Origin of the sequence: Agromyces sp. NPDC058064 (genome assembly GCF_042885275.1) — a bacterium.
Taxonomy (GTDB): domain Bacteria; phylum Actinomycetota; class Actinomycetes; order Actinomycetales; family Microbacteriaceae; genus Agromyces.
In genome coordinates this window covers 1,208,641-1,225,225 of the sequence record NZ_JBHVSE010000002.1, presented here as the reverse complement: position 1 = coordinate 1,225,225, position 16,585 = coordinate 1,208,641, and the positions used below count along the sequence as shown (strand labels likewise).

Below are 16,585 nucleotides of genomic sequence, written 5' to 3'. Positions count from 1 at the left end.
CCGGTTCGAAGGGCCCCTCATTGCCGGCTGTGACGGGCCGCCCCGTCCGGTTCTACTGGCGATCGGATGCCACGTGGCCGCCGTTCGCGTTCTTCCGGAGACTCCCCGGTGATGGCCGGATCGATGTCGTTGCCGTCAAGAATACCGTGTCGGCGCGGGGCGGACGACGCCGGCGGGGCTCGGCGCCGAGCGGTACGCCTCGCGGATGAGCTCGAGCAGCGCGGCCTCGGGCAGGCCGTGCCCCTTCGCCTCGTCGACGAGGTCGTGGACCGCGCCGGCGAGCGCGGCGTGGCCGCCGATGCGGACCGCGACGACCGCGCCGCGCCCCCGGTGGAGCTCGATGAGCTGCTCGTCACGCAGGCGATGGTAGGCGCGGAGCACCGTGTGGACGTTCACCCCGAGGTCGGCGGCGAGGTCGCGGGCGGCGGGCAGCCGCTCGCCGCCGGAGAGCCGCCCGTCGATGATCGAGGCGCGGAGCCCGGCCGCGAGCTGCTCGGCGAGCGGGCTCGCACGGGTGGGATCGAGCCGGATGAGCATGCTTAAACTCTATTGTTCTATTGCTAATAGAACAACTTGCTTGTCGCGGCCGTCCGCCGGTGTCAGGATGAGTCCGGCCGACGTCGTCCGACCAACTCCCCCACGCCTCCTGCAAGGACTCCGATGCGCACTGCCCCGACCTCCGCCCGCCGATCACGCACGGTCGGCCTCCTCGCCCTCGCGCTCACGGGCGGCGTCCTGCTCGCCGGCTGCCAGGCCGGCGAGGCGCCCGTCTCCGACGAGCCGGTCGCGGGCGGCACGCTGCGCTACGCGAGCGGCGACGCCGAGCCGAGCTGCCTCGACCCCCACGTCGGCGGCAACTACCCGCAGGCGCTGCTCGCGAGCCAGTTCCTCGAGTCGCTCGTCTCCCGCGACGAGTCGGGCGAGATCATCCCGTGGCTCGCCGAGTCGTGGGAGTCCTCCGACGACGGGCTCGCGTGGGAGTTCACGCTCCGCGACGACGTCGAGTTCACCGACGGCACGCCGTTCGACGCCGAGGCGGTCAAGGTGAACATGGAGCACCTGAAGGACCCGGCGACCCAGTCCTCGACCGGCTACCTCGCCCTCGGCAAGGTCGACCGCGTCGAGGTCGTCGCGCCCGACGTGGCGCGCTTCGTGCTCACCGCGCCCGACAGCGCCCTCCTCGAGTCGCTCTCGCAGCCCTGGCTCGCGATCGAGTCGCCCGCCGGCCTCGCCCGCGGCATGGAGGAGAACTGCCAGGCGCCGATCGGCACCGGCGCGTTCGTCGTCGACGGCTGGGTCAAGCAGGAGCGGGTCTCGCTCGTGCGCAACGACGACTACGTCTCGCCGCCCGCCGACGCCGCGCACGAGGGCCCCGCCCACCTCGAGGCGATCGACTGGCGCTTCGTGCCCGATGCGGCGTCGCGCTACGCCGCGCTGCAGGGCGGCCAGGTCGACGTGATCGACAACCCGCAACCCGACACCATCGCCGCCGCCGACGAGAGCGGCGCGTTCGAGTGGATCGACGCGCCGCGGCCGGGCGCCTCGAACCGCATCGAGCTGAACTCCTCGCAGGCGCCGTTCGACGACGAGCGCGTGCGCGAGGCGTTCCTCGCCGCGGTCGACGTCAACGACGGCATCGACGCGCTCTACTTCGGCACCGCGGGGCGCTCCTACTCGGCGCTCTCCTCGGTCGAGGCGCTCGCGTACTCGGAGCCCGAGCTCTTCGCGACCGACCTCGATCGCGCGAACGAACTGCTCGACGATGCCGGGTGGACCGAGCGCGACGACGACGGCACCCGCATGAAGGACGGCGCCCGCCTCGTGCTGCGCTTCCCGGTCAGCACGAACCAGTCGGTGCCGGCCGAGCAGTCGCTCTTCGAGCAGGTGCAGGCCACCGCCAAGGAGGCGGGCTTCGACGTGCAGATCTCGCTCCTCGACCTCTCGAGCTGGTACGGGGCGCTGTTCGCCCACGAGTACGAGATCGTGAGCGCCCCCTACACGAAGGTCGGCCCCGACGTGCTGCGGATCCTGTACCACTCCGACAGCATCACGCCGGCGCCCAGCGGCTACTTCGCGAACCTCGCCCAGGTGAACGACCCCGAGATCGACGCGCTGCTCACCGCCGCCGCCTCGACGAGCGATCCCGCCGAGCGCGCCGAGCAGTACGAGGAGGCGCAGCGCCTCATCCTCGGCGGGCACTACCTGCTGCCGCTCTACGACCAGCAGAACAGCTTCCTGCTCAGCCCGAAGGTGCAGGGCGCCCGAGCGCTGCCGACCGTGTCGACGCCGAGCTTCGCCGACGCTTGGCTAGCCGAGTGAGGCCCCGCCCGTGACCGGCCGCACGGCCGGCACGGGCGTCGCGGCGCCCGGGCGCACGCGCCGGGCCCGGACGGGCCGGCACCTCGCGCTGCTCCTCGGGGGTGCGCTCTTCGTGCTGTGGGCGGTGGCGACGCTCACCTTCTTCGCGATCCGCCTCATCCCGGGCGACCCCGCGCAGGCGATCCTCGGCGGGCCGGGTTCGCAGGCGTCGCAGGAGGCGCTCGACCAGGTGCGCAGCGACTACGGGCTCGACCAGCCCCTCATCGTGCAGTACTTCGCGATGCTCGGCCGACTGCTCACGGGCGACCTCGGCACCTCGTACACGCTGAAGGTGCCCGTCGCCGAGCTCCTCGGCGCGCAGATCGGGGGCACGCTGCTCCTCGCGGTATGGTCGCTCGCCGCGGCCTGGGTACTCGCCCTCGGCCTCTCGCTCTGGTCGACCGGGCGCGGTCGCATCGCCTCCGCGCTGGGCCAGGGCATCGAGCTCGTCGCCGCCGCCCTCCCCCACTTCTGGCTCGCGGCGGTGCTGATCGCCGTGTTCAGCACGGGCCTCGGCTGGTTCCCACCGGTCGCGACCGGCACGCCTGCCGGGCTCGTGCTCCCCGTGACGACGCTCGCGATCCCGCTCGCGGGGTTCCTCGCCCAGGTCATGCGCGAGAGCCTCATCGACGCCATGCGGCAGCCGTTCGTCGTCTCGGCGAGGGCGCGCGGCGAGAGCGCCCTCGGCATCCGGTTCCGCCACACGATCCGCCATGCGGCGCTGCCCGGCATCAGCCTGTCTGGCTGGGCGCTGGGGTGGCTCCTCTCCGGCGCGGTCGTCGTCGAGACGATCTTCGCGATGCCGGGGCTCGGGCGCACCCTGCTGCAGGCCGTCACCCTCCGCGACATCCCCGTCGTCACCGGGGTCGTGCTCCTCGTCGCCTTCGTCTACGTCGTCATGACCGTGCTCACCGATCTCGTCGCCCGCATCGCGGATCCGCGTCTCGCGCAGGAGGATGCCCGATGAGCGAGCTCGAGCTGCGGCAGACCGCGGTCGACGCCGAGGCGGTCCACGACCGCGAGTCCCCCCGGCGGCGGCCGCGGGCCGGCACGCTCGTCGCCGGGGGCTTCGTCGCCTTCCTCCTCGTCGCCGCGGCGTTCCCCTCGCTCGTCGCGACGCAGGACCCGAACGCGATCTCGGCCGCCGAGGCGTTCCAGCCGCCGTCGGCCGCGCACTGGTTCGGCACCGACGAGTCGGGCCGCGACGTGTACAGCCGCATCATCGCCGGCACGGGCACCTCGCTCCTCATCGGCGTCACGGCGACGGCCATCGGACTCGCCCTCGGCCTCCTGCTCGGGGTGCTCGCGAGCTTCGGCGGCCGGGTCGTCGACTTCGGGGTGGGCCGGCTCGTCGAGGTGCTGTTCGCCTTCCCCGGCCTCCTGCTCGCGCTCCTCGTGATCGTCGTCGCGGGCCCCGGCCCGGTGACCGCGACGATCGCCGTGGGCCTCTCCACGGCGCCGGGCTACGCCCGCATCATCCGCGGCCAGCTCGTCGCGATCCGCTCCTCGCAGTACGTCGAGGCGGCGCGCGTGCTCGGGCGGCCGCCCCGTCGCATCCTCACCGCGCACCTGCTGCCGAACGCCCTGCTGCCGCTCGTGGTGCTCGCGACCCTCGGCATCGGCCAGGCGATCGTCTGGGCGGCGGCGCTCAGCTACCTCGGCCTCGGCGCGCAACCGCCGGCCGCTGAATGGGGCGCGATGCTCTCAGCGGGGCGCACCTACCTCCAGACGGCGTGGTGGATGACGGTGTTCCCCGGCCTCGCGATCGTCGGCACGACGATCGCGACGACGGTGCTCGGCCGTGCGCTCGCCCGACGCGAGCGGGGCGCGCGATGACGGCGATCGGGGCGGCGCCCGTGCTCGAGCTCGAGGAGCTCCGGGTCGCCTTCGGGCGCGACGAGGTCGTGCGCGGGGTCTCGCTCGCGATCGCCGCGGGCGAATGCGTCGCGATCGTCGGCGAGTCCGGCTCGGGCAAGTCGGTCACCGCGCGCAGCCTCCTCGGCATGGCGGGCGACGACGCCCGCGTCGAGGCGCAGACGCTCCGGCTCGCCGGACGCGACCTCCGCGGCGCCGGCGAACGCGAGTGGCGCGCCGTGCGCGGTCGGCAGGCCGGGCTCGTCCTGCAGGACGCGCTCGTCGCGCTCGACCCGCTGCGACCGATCGGTCGCGAGATCGGCGACGCGCTGCGCATCCACGACCGGATGCCCCGCGCGGAGCGCCGCGCGCGCACCCTCGAGGTCCTCGCGGACGTCGGGATGCCCGACCCGCCCGCCGCCGTGCGCCGCCGCTCCGGCGAGCTCTCGGGCGGCCTGCGACAGCGCGCGCTCATCGCCTCGGCGCTCGCGCTCGACCCGCCGCTCCTCATCGCCGACGAGCCGACCACCGCGCTCGACGCGACGGTCCAGGCGCGCGTGCTCGAGCTCCTCGCCGAGATTCGCGGCCGCGGCACCGCGATCCTGCTGATCAGCCACGACCTCGCCGTCGTGTCGCGCCTCGCCGATCGCGTGCTGGTGATGCGCGAGGGCCGGGTCGTCGAGCAGGGCCCGGTCGAGGACGTGCTCGGTGCACCGCGTGAACCGTACACGCGCGCCCTCATCGCCGCGGTGCCCGCCGACGTGCCGCGCGGGGCCGCGCTGAGCAGGCCCGAGAGCGAGGCGCCGCCCGTTCGCACCGCGCCGGTCCCGCCCGCTGCACCGCCCGCGCACGACGCGGCGCGGGGCGGGGCACTCCGGCCGGTCCCGCTCCTCGCGCTCGACGGCGTCGTGAAGACCTTCCCCGTGCGCGGCGCCGGGCGCTTCACCGCCGTCGACGACGTCTCGCTCGAGGTGCATGCGGGCGAGACCGTCGGCCTCGTCGGCGAATCGGGGTCGGGCAAGACGACCGTCGCCAGGCTCGCCCTCGCACTCACCGCACCCGACCGCGGCGTCGTCACGGTCGACGGCGAGCCGTGGTCGGCCCTCGAGGAGCGCGCTCGACGGCCCCGCCGGCCCGGGATCGGTGCGATCTACCAGGACGCGCTGAGTTCGTTCGATCCCCGCTGGACGGTCGGCCGCATCCTCGCGGACGCCGCGGACGCCGCGGGCGGTGCCGCGGACGGCGCGGGCGCGGAGCATCCGGGCCGTGCGACCGTCGCCCGTCGCGTCGCCGGACTCCTCGAGCAGGTCGGCCTCGCCGCCGCCGTCGCGGGCCGCGAGCCGCTCACACTCTCGGGCGGGCAGCGGCAGCGCGTGGCGATCGCGCGCGCCCTCGCCGCCTCCCCCGAGCTCCTGATCTGCGACGAGCCGGTCTCGGCGCTCGACGTCACGATCCAGGCGCAGATCCTCGACCTGCTCGACGAGCTCCAGCGCGAGCGCGGCCTGGCCATGCTCTTCATCTCGCACGACCTCGGCGTGGTGCGGCACATGGCCGACCGCGTCGCCGTCATGCAGGCGGGCCGGATCGTCGACACCGGGCCCGCCGAGCAGGTCTTCGCCGCCCCCGCCCACCCCTACACCGCGAGGCTCGTCGCGGACGCCCCGCGCCTCGTGCGCTGACCCGCGGAACCATCGCGGTTCCGCCCCGGCGGTGCACCGCCGCCGCGCCGCTCACCGGCCTGCGCGGGCGATTCCCGGCCGCCCTCCGCTAGGCTTGAGCGTCACATTCAGGCACCTCATCACGGACTCGGTGCCGCAGATATCGAACCGGAGCATCATGACCGACACCGCGCGCATCCCCGACAAGCCCGCTCTCGAAGGCCTCGAATCCGTCTGGGGAGGCGCGTGGGAGCGCGAGGGCACCTACCGGTTCGACCGCGACTCGGCGACGCGCGAGTGCATCTACTCGATCGACACCCCGCCGCCGACGGCCTCCGGCTCGCTCCACATCGGCCACGTGTTCTCGTACACCCACACCGACGTCGTCGCCCGCTTCCAGCGCATGCGCGGCAAGCACGTCTTCTACCCGATGGGCTGGGACGACAACGGCCTGCCGACCGAGCGCCGCGTCCAGAACTACTACGGCGTGCGCTGCGACCCGACGCTGCCCTACACCGAGGGCTTCGTGCCGCCGTTCGAGGGCGGCGACGGCAAGTCGACGAAGGCGGCCGACCAGGTGCCGATCTCGCGCCGCAACTTCATCGAGCTCTGCGAGCGGCTCACCGTCGAGGACGAGCAGCAGTTCGAGGCGCTCTGGCGCATGCTCGGCCTCTCGGTCGACTGGACCCAGAGCTACCGCACCATCGCCGATGAGGCGCTCTTCACCTCGCAGCTCGCGTTCATCCGCAACGTCGAGCGCGGCGAGGCCTACCAGGCGCTCGCGCCGACCCTCTGGGACGTCACGTTCCGCACCGCGGTCGCCCAGGCCGAGCTCGAGGACCGCGACCAGCCCGGCCACTACCACCGCGTCGCGTTCCACCGGCCCGACGGCGGCACGATCGAGATCGAGACGAGCCGCCCCGAGCTGCTGCCCGCGTGCGTCGCCCTCGTCGCCCACCCCGACGACGAGCGCTACCAGCCGCTCTTCGGCACGACCGTGACGACGCCCGTCTTCGGGGTCGAGGTGCCCGTCGTCGCGCATCACCTCGCCCAGAAGGACAAGGGCACCGGCATCGCCATGATCTGCACCTTCGGCGACGTGACCGACGTCGTCTGGTGGCGCGAGCTCGACCTGCCGAACCGGGCGATCATCGGTTTCGACGGCCGCGTGATCGCCGAGGCACCCGAGGCGATCACCTCCGAGGCCGGCCGCGCGGCCTACGCCGAGCTCGCGGGCAAGACGACCTTCTCGGCCAAGCAGGCCGTCGTGCAGCAGCTGCGCGACTCGGGCGAGCTGCTCGCCGACCCGAAGTCGATCACGCACCCCGTGAAGTTCTTCGAGAAGGGCGACAAGCCGCTCGAGATCGTCTCCACCCGCCAGTGGTACATCACGAACGGCGCCCGAGACGAGGCGCTGCGCGAGCGCCTGCTCGCCCACGGTCGCGAGATGGACTGGCACCCCGACTTCATGCGGGTGCGCTACGAGAACTGGGTCGGCGGCCTGTCGGGCGACTGGCTCGTCTCCCGCCAGCGCTTCTTCGGCGTGCCGATCCCCGTCTGGTACCCGCTCGACGCCCAGGGCGACCCCGTGTTCGACCAGCCGATCGTCGCCACGCAGGAGCTGCTGCCCGTCGACCCGTCGTCGGCGCCCGCGCCCGGCTACGACGAGTCGCAGCGCGGCCAGGCCGGCGGCTTCATCGGCGAGCACGACGTCATGGACACCTGGGCGACCTCGTCGCTCACCCCGCAGCTCGCCGGCGGCTGGGAGCGCGACCCCGAGCTCTGGAACCTCGTGTTCCCGTACTCGCTGCGCCCGCAGGGCCAGGACATCATCCGCACCTGGCTCTTCTCGACGACGCTGCGCGCCGAGCTCGAGCACGGCGTCGCACCGTGGGCGAACGCCTCGATCTCGGGCTTCATCGTCGACCCCGACCGCAAGAAGATGTCGAAGTCGAAGGGCAACGTGGTCACGCCGTCCGGCCTGCTCGAGCAGCACGGCTCCGACGCGGTGCGCTACTGGGCGGCCTCGTCCCGGCTCGGCACCGACGCGGCCTTCGACCCGCAGAACCCGACGCAGGTGAAGATCGGCCGTCGCCTCGCGATCAAGGTCCTCAACGCGGCGAAGTTCATCCTCGGGTTCGACGGCTCGGCCGACGCCGCCGTCACCGTGCCCGTCGACCGCAGCATGCTGGCCGAGCTGGCCACGGTGGTCGAGCGTGCCACCCGCGCGCTCGAGGGCTACGACCACGCCCGCGCGCTCGAGCTCTCCGAGACCTTCTTCTGGACCTTCTGCGACGACTACCTCGAGCTCGTCAAGGAGCGCGCCTACGGCGAGGCCAGCCCCGAGCAGGCCTCGGCGGTCGCCGCGCTGAAGACGGCGCTCGGCGTGATGCTGCGGCTCTTCGCGCCGGTGATCCCGTTCGCGACCGAAGAGGCCTGGCGCTGGTCGCACGAGGGCTCGGTGCACCGCGCCGCATGGCCGACCGCCGACGAGCTCGCCGCACGCGGCGACGCCGACGGCGAGCTCCTCGAGATCGCGAGCCTCGCCCTCACCGGCATCCGCCGTGCGAAGACCGACGCGAAGGCCTCGCAGAAGACCCCGGTCGCGCAGGCGACGATCCACGCCTCGGCGGCGACGATCGCACTGCTCGAGTCCGTGGCATCCGACCTGCGCGCGGTGGGGCGCATCACCGAGCTCGTCTTCGCCGAGGCGGAGGAGTTCGCAGTCAGCGACGTCGTCTTCGAGGCGGCGTCCGAATAGGGGGAAACATGACCAATGAGATCCGGCTCGCCGGTGACGACGACTTCTTCGGCTGGTTGCCGTTGTTCGAGGCGTACTGCACGTTCTACGAGACCGAGCTCGACGACGCCAAGGCGCTCATCGTGTGGAACTGGCTGCGCGACGAGCACAACCCGCTGCAGGCGGCGCTCGCCGTCGACGAGGAGGGCACGCCCGTCGGGCTGGCCCACTTCCGCCAGGTGCCCGAGACGCTGAGCGCGACCTTCGGCATGTACCTCGACGACCTCTACGTCGTCGACGCGCAGCGGGGCACGGGCACCGGCAAGGCCCTGATCGAGTTCGTGCACGCACGTGCGGCCGAGGTCGGGCACGGCGGCGTCGCCTGGATCACCGCCGACGACAACGCCACGGCCCAGCAGCTCTACGACCGCATCGCCAAGCGCACCAGCTGGGTGACGTACGAGATGGACGCCTGATGCGGCTCGGCACCCGCTGGGCGTTCGGCACCGAGCCGCCCGTCTCGGTGCCGGTCGAGCTGCGCCCGCGCATCGCCGCGGCGGAGGCCGACTTCGAGGGCGACGGCAGCGACCGGCACTGGACGCTGACCTGGCTCGAGGGCCGGCCGATCGCCGAGCTCGACGACGGCACCGTCGTGACCGAGGTCAACGTCGACGTCAGGGACGACGACGAGGACTGGTGATCTGCGGACCCGGGTCGGAGTCCGGGTCTGGTCTCGGCGTCAGGCGCGCGCGAGGATCTCGCCGTGCGGCATGAGGAACCAGCCGTCGTCGTCGGCGGCCCAGTCGCGCCACGCCTGCGCGATCGAGCGCAGCTCGTCGGGATTCGAGTGACCTGATTCGATCGCATGCGCGGCGAACTGCGACTCGGTGGCGCGCTCGGCCCACGAGCCGCCCCACCACTCGCGTTCGAGCGCCGAGGAGAACACCCAGGTCGTGCCGCTCGCGGTGATCTCGCCGAAGCCGGCCTCGCGCGCCCAGCGCTTGAGGTGGCGGCCGGCGTGCGGGTCGCCGCCGTTCCACTCGTGCACGTCGTGGTAGAGCTCGAGCCATCGGGTGAGCCCCGCCGACGCCGGGCTCCAGATCACGCCGCCGTAGTCCACGTCGCGCACCGCCAGGATCCCGCCGGGCTTCAGCACCCGCCGGAACTCGCGGAGCGCGTCGACCGGACGGCCCAGGTGCTGCAGCACCTGATGCGCGTGCACGACGTCGTAGCTGCCGTCGGCCGCGTCGATCCCGTAGGCGTCGCCCACCGCGAAGTCGACGTTGCGCACGCCCTCGCTCTCGGCGAGGCCCGTCGCCTGGGCGACCACCTCGGCCGAGGCGTCGATGCCCCGCACGCGGCCCGGGCGAACGCGCCGGGCGAGGTCGAGGGTGATGGTGCCCGGCCCGCTGCCGACGTCGAGGACCGCGGCACCCGCCTGGAGGTGCGGCGCGAGGTAGGCGGCCGAGTTCTCGACCGTCCGCCAGGCATGGATGCGCAGCACGCTCGCATGGTGGCCGTGGGTGTAGGTGTCGCGGGCGGGAGTTTCGCTGGCCATGTGCTGAGCCTACGCGCGGTGCGCCCTGCGGCGCTCGTCGCCCGTCATAGGGTGATCGGATGAGCGACTCGACGCGCAATCCGCTGCTGGAACCGAGCCCCCTGCCGTTCCGGCTCCCCCTGTTCGAACTCCTCGCCCCCGAGCACTTCCGCGAGGCGCTGACCCTCGGGATCGCCGAGCAGGAGGCCGAGCTCGCGGAGATCGCCGAGAACCCCGACGCGCCGACCTTCGCGAACACGATCGTCGCACTCGAACGGTCGGGCGCCCTCCTGCGCCGCGCCCTCCCCGTGTTCGAGAACCGCAGCGCGGCCGACGCCGACGACGCGATCGACGCGCTCGAGGCCGAGTTCGCCCCGAAGCTCGCCGCACTCCGCGACGCCGTCGTCCTCGACCAGCGGCTCTTCGCCCGCCTCGAGGCGCTCGTCGCGGCCCTCGACGCCGGCGGGCTCGACCTCGGCATCGACACCGACGACCCGAACGGCGCCCCCGCGCCCGACCGTCTCGCCGCCCGCGAGTACCTCCTCCGCCGTCGCCATCGCACGGCGACGCTCGCCGGCGCCCGGCTCCCTGCCGACGGGCGCGAGCGGCTCTCCGTGCTCAACGAATGCATCGCCGGGCTCACCACCGCGTTCCAGCGCGAACTGCTGGCCGACGGAAACACCCGCGCGCTGCACCTCCGCGACGCCGACGAGCTCGCCGGGCTCGACGAGGAGCGCCGCGCCACCGCCCGATCCGCCGCCGAGGCGCGCGGCGTCGACGGCTGGGTGATCCCGCTGGTGCTGCCCACCCAGCAGCCCGCGCTCGCCGCGCTCGAGTCCGCGGAGGTGCGCGACCGGCTCCTCGCCGCCTCCCACGGACGCGGCACGTCCGGCGGGGCGCACGACACCCGCGAGATCCTGCTCGAGCTGGTGCGGCTCCGGGCCGAGCGCGCCGCACTGCTCGGCTACGCCGATCACGCCGGTGCGGTCACCGCCGACGAGACCGCCGGCTCCCCCGAGGCCGTCGCCGCGCTCATCGGCGAACTGGCGCCCCGCGCGATGGCGAACGCCCGCCGCGAAGCCGCCGACCTCGCCGGGCTCGCCGAACGCGACGGAGACCGGCCGCTCGAGGCATCCGACTGGCTGCACCTCGCCGAACGGGAGCGCGCCGAACGCCACTCGGTCGACCTCGGCGCGATGCGCCCCTACCTCGAGGCCGACCGGGTGCTCCGCGACGGCGTCTTCCACGCCGCCACGCTGCTCTACGGGCTGCGCTTCGACGAGCGGCCCGACCTCGTCGCGCATCACCCGGATGCGCGCGTGTACGAGGTCTCCGAGGCCGATCGCACCCCGGTCGGGCTCTACCTGCTCGATCTCTACGCGCGCGACTCGAAGCGGGGCGGCGCCTGGATGAGCTCCCTCGTCGACCAGTCCGACCTCACGGGCGAGCTCCCGGTCGTCGTCAATCACCTCAACGTGCCGAAGCCGCCCGCGGGCGAGCCGACGCTGCTCAGCTTCGACGAGACCGAGACGCTCTTCCACGAGTTCGGCCACGCGCTGCACGGGCTGCTCGCCCGCGTCGAGTTCCCGAGCGCAGCCGGCACCAACGTGTTCCGCGACTTCGTCGAGCTGCCGAGCCAGGTGAACGAGCTCTGGGCGCTCCGCCCCGAGATCCTCGGTCGCTACGCCGTGCACCACGAGACCGGCGCGCGGATCCCCGCCGGGCTCGTCGAGCGCCTCATCGCCTCGCGCACCTTCGGCGAGGGCTTCGCGACCACCGAGTACCTCGCCGCGGCCGCGCTCGACCAGGCGTGGCACCGGCTCGACGCCGACGCGGCCCGGGCACTCGGCGGCGTCGAGGCCGTCGCGCCCTTCGAGGAGCGCGCCCTCGAGGCGGCCGGCCTCGCCGATGCGCGCATCCCGCCGCGCTACTCGAGCGGGTACTTCGCGCACGTCTTCGCGGGCGGCTACGACGCCGGCTACTACTCGTACGTCTGGAGCGAGGTGCCCGGTGCCGACATCATGGCCTGGTTCGAGGCGAACGGCGGCGCGCGGCGCGAGCTCGGCGATCGGTTCCGGGCCGAGATCCTCGAGCCGGGCGGCTCGCGCGACCCGCGCGAGTCCATCCGCCGCTTGCTCGGGCGCGAGCCCGTGATCGACGCGCTCCTCGCGCGCCGCGGGCTCGCCTGAGTCGAGGCCGGGTGGGCTCCGGCCTGCTCCGGCGGGCTCCGGTCCGCTCAGACGGCGGATGCCCCGTGCAGGCGAGCTGCACGGGGCATCCGTTTCGTCGTGGCCCGACGGTTCGGCGTCGCCTCAGATGGCGAAGCCGAGCGCCCGCATCATGTCGCGGCCGTCGTCGGTGATGCGCTCGGGGCCCCACGGCGGCATCCACACCCAGTTGATGCGGAACGCCTCGACGGTGCCGTCGAGCGCCTCGGCCGTCTGCTCCTCGATGACGTCGGTCAGCGGGCAGCCGGCGCTCGTGAGGGTCATGTGGATGACGAGCGCGTCGTTCTCGTCGTCCCAGCCGAGGTCGTAGATGAGGCCGAGGTCGACGATGTTGACCCCGAGCTCGGGGTCCATCACGTCCTTCAGCGCTTCTTCGACCTGCTCGTAGCGCTCGGGTGCGAGTGAGGAGACCATGGTGGGAGTCTACCCGCGCCCTACTCGGCCGCGGCCGGCTCGACCGCGGCCGACTCGGCGACCTGGTAGCGGTCGTAGCCTTCTTCTTCGAGACGGTCGGCGAGCTCGGGGCCGCCCTGCTCGGCGATGCGACCGGCGACGAAGACGTGCACGAAGTCGGGCTTGATGTAGCGGAGGATGCGCGTGTAGTGCGTGATCAGCAGCACGCCGAGGCCGGTGTTGGCCTTGGCGCGGTTGACGCCCTCGGAGACGATCTTCAGCGCGTCGACGTCGAGACCCGAGTCGGTCTCGTCGAGCACGGCGAACTTCGGCTTCAGGAGCTCGAGCTGGAGGATCTCGTTGCGCTTCTTCTCGCCGCCCGAGAAGCCCTCGTTGACGTTGCGCTCGGCGAACGCCTTGTCCATCTTGAGGTTCGACATCGACTCGCGGACGTCCTTCACCCACGTGCGCACCGACGGCGCCTCGCCGTCGATCGCGGTCTTCGCGGTGCGAAGGAAGTTCGTGACCGTGACGCCGGGGATCTCGACCGGGTACTGCATCGCGAGGAAGAGGCCCGCGCGGGCGCGCTCGTCGACCGACATCTCGAGGACGTCCTCGCCGTCGAGGAGGATCTCGCCCTCGACGACGGTGTACTTCGGGTGGCCGGCGATCGTGTAGGCGAGGGTCGACTTGCCCGAGCCGTTCGGGCCCATGATCGCGTGGATCTCGCCCTCGTTGATCGTGAGGTCGACGCCGCGGAGGATCTCGCGGGTGCCCTGTTCGGTCTCGACGTTGACGTGCAGGTTCTTGATCTCGAGCACTGACATGTTCTGGGGTATCTCTTTCGGTTGCCGGCCGCGGGCCGGAGAAGCGTGGGTCAGACGGTCAGCGTGACCGCGGGGTCGATGTGGACGTCGCCGCCCTGGATCTCGACCTGGTAGACGGGGACCGGCTCGTACGCCGGGAGGGTGAGGGGCTTGCCGGTCTTCAGCGAGAACTGCGAACCGTGCGCCCAGCACTCGAGCGTGTCGTCCTCGACGAACCCCTCGGAGAGGGAGATGTCGCCGTGGGTGCAGGTGTCGCCGATCGCGAAGACGTCGCCGGCCGCGTCCTTCACGACGGCGATGGGCACGCCCTCGAGCACGAAGCGGGACGCCTGGTTCTCGACGAGCTCGTCGAGTGCGCAGACACGAACGGATGCCACGTCAGGCCCCCTGCAGTTCGGACTCGAGTGCCGTGGTGAGGCGCTCCTCCAGCTCGGGCGAGCCGATCTTCTGCACGATCTCGGTGAGGAAGCCGCGGACGACGAGACGGCGCGCCTCGTCCTCGCGGATGCCGCGGGCCATGAGGTAGAAGAGCTGCTCGTCGTCGAAACGACCGGTCGCGCTCGCGTGGCCGGCGCCCTCGATGTCGCCGGTCTCGATCTCGAGATTCGGCACCGAGTCGGCGCGGGTGCCGTCGGTGAGCACGAGGTTGCGGTTCTGCTCGTAGCTGTCGGTGCCCGTGGCCTTCTGGCCGATGAGCACGTCGCCGACCCAGACCGTGCGCGCGCCCGAGCCCTGCAGCGCACCCTTGTAGGTCACGCGGCTCTTCGTGTGCGGCGCGTCGTGGTGCACGTAGACCTGCTGCTCGAGGTGCTGCCCGGCGTCGGCGAAGTAGAGGCCGAGGGCCTCGATGTCGGCGCCCTGCTCGGCGAGGTGCGTCGACGGGTTCACCCGCACGACCTTGCCGCCGAGCGAGACCACGATGTGCTTCAGGAACGAGTCGCGGCCGAGGCGGGCGAACTGGCTCGAGAGGTGCACCGCCTCGTCGTCCCACTCCTGCAGCGAGACGACGGTGAGGGATGCCCCGTCGCCGACGATGATCTCGACGTTCTCGCTGAGCCGGGCCGCGCCCGCACCCGCGAGCACGATGAGCGCGCGGCTGTTGGGGGCCGCCTCGATCACGGTGTGCGCGGCGCGCGGCGCGTCGCCGAGGCCCGAGCGGGTCACGAACACGGTCTTCTGGTCTTCGCCGGTGACGGAGACGAGGAGCGCCTCGCCGAAGCTCGACCACGCGTTCGCGCTCGCGCGCTCCTCGGGAATGCCGGCGGAGCCGATGCGGGCGTCGTCGCGCGAGAGGTACGAGTAGGAGACCCCAGGGGCATCCGTCGTCTCGATCGGGAGGCGGGCGCCGTCGAGCTCGCCGCTCGTCAGGTCGGCGAAGGTCGCGACGGGCGAGAGCTTCCACTCGTGCTCTCGGCCGTTCACGGGCTCGAAGTCGGCGACGTTCGTCGAGCGGAAGCGCTCGGAGCGCGTCTGCACGGGCACGAAGGCGCCGTCGGAGTGCGCGACGAGGCCGTGCTGCTCGGCCGTGGGCATGGCTGTGCTGGTCATCTGGGCGGTCACTACTAGCCCACCGATCCTTCCATGCCCATTTCGATGAGCTTGTTGAGTTCCATCGCGTATTCCATCGGGAGCTCGCGCGCGATCGGCTCGATGAAGCCGCGCACGATCATCGACATGGCCTCGGTCTCGTCGATACCGCGGCTCATCAGGTAGAAGAGCTGCTCCTCGCTGACCTTCGAGACCGTGGCCTCGTGGCCGAGCTTGACGTCGTCGACCCGGATGTCGATCGCGGGGTACGTGTCGGAGCGGGAGATCGTGTCGACCAGCAGCGCGTCGCAGACGACGCTGTTCGCCGAGTGGTGCGCGTTCGCGTCGACGCGGACCTCGCCGCGGTAGCCGGCGCGGCCGCCGCCGCGGGCGATCGACTTCGAGACGATCGACGACTGCGTGTACGGCGCCATGTGGATCATCTTCGCGCCCGCGTCCTGGTGCTGGCCGGGGCCGGCGAAGGCGACCGAGAGGGTCTCGCCCTTGGCGTGCTCGCCCATGAGGAAGATCGACGGGTACTTCATCGTGACCTTCGAGCCGATGTTGCCGTCGACCCACTCCATGGTGGCGCCCTCGGCGGCCGTGGCGCGCTTGGTGACGAGGTTGTAGACGTTGTTCGACCAGTTCTGGATCGTCGTGTACCGAACGCGGGCGTTCTTCTTCACGATGATCTCGACGACGGCCGAGTGCAGCGAGTCGCTCTTGTAGATCGGCGCCGTGCAGCCCTCGATGTAGTGCACGTACGAGCCCTCGTCGGCGATGATGAGCGTGCGCTCGAACTGGCCCATGTTCTCGGTGTTGATGCGGAAGTACGCCTGCAGCGGGATCTCGACGTGCACGCCCTTCGGGACGTAGACGAACGAGCCGCCCGACCAGACCGCCGTGTTGAGCGCGGCGAACTTGTTGTCGCCCGCCGGGATCACGGTGCCGAAGTACTCCTCGAAGAACTCGGGGTGCTCCTTCAGCGCGGTGTCGGTGTCCATGAAGATGACGCCCTGGCGCTCGAGCTCTTCGTTGATCTGGTGGTAGACCACCTCGGACTCGTACTGGGCCGCCACGCCGGCGACGAGGCGCTGGCGCTCGGCCTCGGGGATGCCGAGCCGCTCGTAGGTGTTCTTGATGTCGTCGGGCAGGTCCTCCCAGGTCTGGGCCTGCTTCTCGGTCGAGCGGACGAAGTACTTGATGTTGTCGAAGTCGATCTCCGACAGGTCGGCGCCCCAGGTCGGCATCGGCTTACGCTCGAAGAGCTGCAGGCCGCGCTGGCGGCGCTGGAGCATCCATTCGGGCTCGTCCTTCAGCCGCGAGATGTCGGCCACCACCTCCGCCGACAGGCCGCGTCGGGCAGAGGCCCCCGCGGCATCGGAGTCGGCCCAACCGAACTCGTAGTTGCCGAGCCCTTCGAGCTCGGGGCGGTCGATCAGTACGTCCGTCATACTCTTCCT

The 16,585-nt window shown here is 72.1% G+C and carries 15 protein-coding genes; 8 read left to right on the top strand and 7 right to left on the bottom strand.

Going from position 1 to position 16,585, the window contains the following annotated elements; all coding sequences use genetic code 11:
- Window positions 1-135: 135 nt before the first annotated feature.
- Window positions 136-537: a GntR family transcriptional regulator gene (locus ACFVSL_RS11550; protein ID WP_386941094.1), complete on the bottom strand. Its 402-nt coding sequence runs from the start codon at window positions 535-537 to the stop codon at window positions 136-138.
- Between the two features lie 123 nt (window positions 538-660).
- On the opposite strand from ACFVSL_RS11550, the gene ACFVSL_RS11545 reads away from it, so the two are divergent.
- The 7 genes from ACFVSL_RS11545 (at window position 661) to ACFVSL_RS11515 (ending at window position 9,310) form a co-directional block, all read left to right on the top strand.
- A complete protein-coding gene (locus ACFVSL_RS11545; RefSeq protein WP_386941093.1) occupies window positions 661-2,319 on the top strand; it encodes an ABC transporter substrate-binding protein in 1,659 nt (552 codons plus the stop codon).
- A 10-nt stretch (window positions 2,320-2,329) separates the two neighbouring features.
- Complete coding sequence (locus ACFVSL_RS11540) at window positions 2,330-3,325, top strand: ABC transporter permease (RefSeq protein WP_386941092.1); 996 nt, start codon at window positions 2,330-2,332, stop codon at window positions 3,323-3,325.
- Window positions 3,322-4,194 (top strand): ABC transporter permease, encoded by an 873-nt coding sequence (locus ACFVSL_RS11535; RefSeq protein ID WP_386941091.1) that lies wholly within the window; start codon window positions 3,322-3,324, stop codon window positions 4,192-4,194. The genes ACFVSL_RS11540 and ACFVSL_RS11535 overlap by 4 nt, the downstream gene beginning before the upstream one ends.
- Window positions 4,191-5,891: a dipeptide ABC transporter ATP-binding protein gene (locus tag ACFVSL_RS11530; protein WP_386941090.1), complete on the top strand. Its 1,701-nt coding sequence runs from the start codon at window positions 4,191-4,193 to the stop codon at window positions 5,889-5,891. Before ACFVSL_RS11535 ends, ACFVSL_RS11530 begins: the two co-directional genes overlap by 4 nt.
- Window positions 5,892-6,048: 157 nt before the next feature.
- Window positions 6,049-8,631: a valine--tRNA ligase gene (gene valS, locus ACFVSL_RS11525; RefSeq protein ID WP_386941089.1), complete on the top strand. Its 2,583-nt coding sequence runs from the start codon at window positions 6,049-6,051 to the stop codon at window positions 8,629-8,631.
- 8 nt (window positions 8,632-8,639) lie between these two features.
- Window positions 8,640-9,086: a GNAT family N-acetyltransferase gene (locus tag ACFVSL_RS11520; RefSeq protein WP_386941088.1), complete on the top strand. Its 447-nt coding sequence runs from the start codon at window positions 8,640-8,642 to the stop codon at window positions 9,084-9,086.
- A complete protein-coding gene (locus tag ACFVSL_RS11515; protein WP_386941087.1) occupies window positions 9,086-9,310 on the top strand; it encodes a hypothetical protein in 225 nt (74 codons plus the stop codon). The genes ACFVSL_RS11520 and ACFVSL_RS11515 overlap by 1 nt, the downstream gene beginning before the upstream one ends.
- Window positions 9,311-9,349: 39 nt before the next feature.
- On the opposite strand, the gene ACFVSL_RS11510 is transcribed toward ACFVSL_RS11515, so the two are convergent.
- On the bottom strand, window positions 9,350-10,168 hold the full coding sequence (locus ACFVSL_RS11510) for a methyltransferase domain-containing protein (RefSeq protein ID WP_386941086.1): 819 nt from the start codon (window positions 10,166-10,168) through the stop codon (window positions 9,350-9,352).
- Between the two features lie 59 nt (window positions 10,169-10,227).
- On the opposite strand from ACFVSL_RS11510, the gene ACFVSL_RS11505 reads away from it, so the two are divergent.
- Entirely contained in the window at window positions 10,228-12,336 is a 2,109-nt protein-coding gene (locus tag ACFVSL_RS11505) for a M3 family metallopeptidase (RefSeq protein WP_386941085.1), read from the top strand.
- A gap of 123 nt (window positions 12,337-12,459) precedes the next feature.
- Here ACFVSL_RS11505 and ACFVSL_RS11500 read toward each other — a convergent pair whose 3' ends face one another.
- Genes ACFVSL_RS11500 through sufB form a run of 5 tightly spaced genes read right to left on the bottom strand, consistent with a single transcriptional unit; the run spans window position 12,460 to window position 16,576 of the window.
- Window positions 12,460-12,789, bottom strand: coding sequence for a metal-sulfur cluster assembly factor (locus tag ACFVSL_RS11500; protein WP_157424200.1), 330 nt, complete (start codon window positions 12,787-12,789; stop codon window positions 12,460-12,462).
- Window positions 12,790-12,809: 20 nt separating this feature from the next.
- Window positions 12,810-13,595, bottom strand: a complete 786-nt coding sequence (gene sufC, locus ACFVSL_RS11495; RefSeq protein ID WP_386941084.1) for a Fe-S cluster assembly ATPase SufC — start codon at window positions 13,593-13,595, stop codon at window positions 12,810-12,812.
- A 50-nt stretch (window positions 13,596-13,645) separates the two neighbouring features.
- Entirely contained in the window at window positions 13,646-13,972 is a 327-nt protein-coding gene (locus tag ACFVSL_RS11490; protein WP_386941083.1) for a non-heme iron oxygenase ferredoxin subunit, read from the bottom strand.
- Between the two features lies 1 nt (window position 13,973).
- Window positions 13,974-15,143: a Fe-S cluster assembly protein SufD gene (gene sufD, locus ACFVSL_RS11485; protein ID WP_386941082.1), complete on the bottom strand. Its 1,170-nt coding sequence runs from the start codon at window positions 15,141-15,143 to the stop codon at window positions 13,974-13,976.
- A gap of 14 nt (window positions 15,144-15,157) precedes the next feature.
- Window positions 15,158-16,576 carry a Fe-S cluster assembly protein SufB gene (gene sufB / locus ACFVSL_RS11480; protein ID WP_386941081.1) on the bottom strand — a complete coding sequence of 473 codons (1,419 nt, stop codon included), beginning with the start codon at window positions 16,574-16,576 and terminating at the stop codon, window positions 15,158-15,160.
- Window positions 16,577-16,585 lie beyond the last annotated feature (9 nt).